Annotated in this window: 3 protein-coding genes and 1 pseudogene; 2 read left to right on the top strand and 2 right to left on the bottom strand. The window is 60.9% G+C overall.

Annotation, left to right across the window (positions count from 1 at the left end; genetic code table 11):
• Window positions 1-324: pseudogene (locus AC1DY5_RS51755) on the top strand (hypothetical protein); the annotation flags it as partial.
• 516 nt (window positions 325-840) lie between these two features.
• Window positions 841-1,071, top strand: coding sequence for a hypothetical protein (locus AC1DY5_RS51750; RefSeq protein WP_478122031.1), 231 nt, complete (start codon window positions 841-843; stop codon window positions 1,069-1,071).
• Between the two features lie 369 nt (window positions 1,072-1,440).
• On the opposite strand, the gene AC1DY5_RS51745 is transcribed toward AC1DY5_RS51750, so the two are convergent.
• Both AC1DY5_RS51745 and AC1DY5_RS51740 read right to left on the bottom strand, forming a co-directional pair.
• Window positions 1,441-1,656, bottom strand: a complete 216-nt coding sequence (locus AC1DY5_RS51745) for a hypothetical protein (protein WP_478122030.1) — start codon at window positions 1,654-1,656, stop codon at window positions 1,441-1,443.
• 338 nt (window positions 1,657-1,994) lie between these two features.
• Window positions 1,995-2,192, bottom strand: coding sequence for a hypothetical protein (locus AC1DY5_RS51740; RefSeq protein WP_478122029.1), 198 nt, complete (start codon window positions 2,190-2,192; stop codon window positions 1,995-1,997).
• Between the last annotated feature and the right edge of the window lie 158 nt (window positions 2,193-2,350).

The following is a 2,350-nucleotide window of genomic DNA, read 5'->3' as shown; positions in this document are numbered from 1 at the left end:
GAATCCGAAGCGCCGAGAAAGATGGAGGTCGCCGGGGCTGGCGGCATCGTCAACGGCGCCGACAACGTGTTTTCAATCTGGCGCGCCCAGAAGGATGAGGCGCCCGCCAACCCCAACGACCCGGACGCCGTCGCCGCGTGGCAGGAACAGCAGGCGGACATCGACGCCAAGCTGATCGGTCGCAACAGCGGCGCTACCCGCTTTCCTATGTCGTTTTCTCAGTTCAGGAGCCAGGCTATGCACAACATCACGATTGACGACAAGAGGCCGCTCATGTCGGCGCACCCTACTTTCGACGTCCGCAGCGTCTGGGTCCTTTGCTGAGCCAGGCACAGGGCTCGATCCACATCGAGACGCTGGACGACATGCTCGCAAAGCACGCCCAGGCGTTTTCGGAGGAACACGAACTGCGGTACATCCCGCTGCTGCTTTGGGGATCGTGTTGTCGTTGACCATCTCGCCGACAGGATCCGCGGCAAGGTCGCAGCGCGCCACGACGCGAAGTCGACCGCCGCTTGGACCGCGCCTTGAAGGACCGCCCCTACCGCCTTGACACCAGGCGCAAGCGTGGCTCTCCGGCGCGGTTCGTCAAAGGGGCCTCGTCATTCGCGCCTTCAGGCTCGCCGGGGTCGACGTGCACAAGCGTGGGCGTGTCTGGCGTCTCATCAACTTCCAGCAACTGCATGTACCTCTCGCGGTCGGCTGGACTTGTGGGTGCGTTCATGAGCATCTCCTCGTCAAGAACTGGACGCTGTGCGTCTCTCCGGCGCGCTAGTTTAGGTCTGCCCTCCATCGTAAGTAATACTTTTTAGCTATTTAAGGACTCTGTAAGGACTCTGCATGCTGAACGAAGAYAAGGCAACCATCGAAGARCGCYTGGCCAACGCCACGAACAGCTCGAACCTGGTGCCGACCAGGATGGATGACGACGGCGGCCGCATCGGCACCCTCGAGATCCTGACCRCGGCYGGCTGGACCTCGAWGACGGTCGAGTACGCCATCGGCCGGAACCTGATCGCGCTGCATTCCGAATGGGATGGCGCCGAGCACCCGCGCGCCGCTGCCGCATGACATCGACGCATCGCGTCGAAGCTGCCGCCGATGGTCGGACATCGAGGTCATCGGGSCCGATGGCRGCAAGACCGGAAGAGCGTGCCCCGKCTGGTCGCRGCRAAGGCGGAGRCGACGAAGTGGTACGACCTGGAGCGCCAGCGCCTCGTCGGCAAGCTCAAGACGATGCTGGCCGCACAGGCGGGCCTTGTCGTGGAGGGCATGCAAGCCCCAGCCACCAAGGTTCGCGCGGTGCTCTTCTGGTGGCTCGATCACCAGTGCCCGCGCTGCAACGGCACGAAGTACGAGGTGGTGCCTGGCACGAACCGCCAGTCGAGCCGAACTTGTCGGCCATCTCCCAAAGGTTATGGAGGGAGCGGGGAGCGCCAACTACCGCACGGCCGCGATGGTCGGCTGATCGAGGCTCACATGATCGACTGCCTCCATCGAGCTCGGCAGAAGATTCGCCGGTTCACGTCGCGATTCAATCAGCTCTAGCACTTGGATCTGCGTGGCGCTCCGGCCAGTTCTTTCTAGCACCGCGTCCACGATGGCCGCCGCCGCGGTCTTCCCTCGATCAGTCAGCTTCCATTGCGCCTTCGGCATCCTCGATTCTTAGCTTGACCGAGGCTGTCGGTTTCCAGTTGACTGTGTTGCTTTCGCCATAGGGAAGTGCAACTGCTTGATGCTTTACTCGCAGCGCATCCACCTCCGTCCAAAATTGCACGAAGTCGGTTGGCGCAGAACTGCCAGTGATCGCTACTAGATGGTTGTCACGGAGCTCAAATATGGCCTTCAGCGGCGCGACGGTTGGACTGCTGAAGCTCTGGGCTAGCTTCGCAGAGGGAGAACCTCACGCATTGACATTCGCTCGCAGCAGGAAGTCGACGACAAGTGGTGAGAGCTTGGGGATCGTTCCAGCTAGGCCAGCTTCACCGGGTCTGCTAGCCGAACTCTCCAAACGGTTCGTGAAACTCAGCTCCCAAACCTTGAAAGGGCGTTGAGGAGGGGACGCAAAACAGCACCAGGGCAACGAGGCCGAATGCGGGCCAACTGGCAGCCAATGCTTTGAAGACATCCATACCCGACTGCTTTTCGGCTGGCAGCCTTGGAATCTTGGCAGCATCTTCGATCTTGGACAATCGTCGACTAAGGTCACTCATCGCCGCCCCCACCACTCCGGAGGATCCGGAATTTTTTCTCCACCAAACATGCAAGGCTCCAAGCGGTGTCTCAAGCGGGATTCTCAGCTACGTCCGGAAAATTTGCGACCATCAAAAAGGGGATTGCAAGATGACGT

The sequence above is a fragment of the Variovorax sp. P4_D9 genome (assembly GCF_056401695.1).
Note: the sequence above shows the minus strand (reverse complement) of the source record. Positions and strands in the feature narration are given on the sequence as shown.

What these genes read in the sequence shown, in the direction of transcription:
- AC1DY5_RS51745 (WP_478122030.1), bottom strand. Translation starts at nt 1,656, where the DNA reads ATGCCGAAGGCGCAATGGAAGCTGACTGATCGAGGGAAGACCGCGGCG.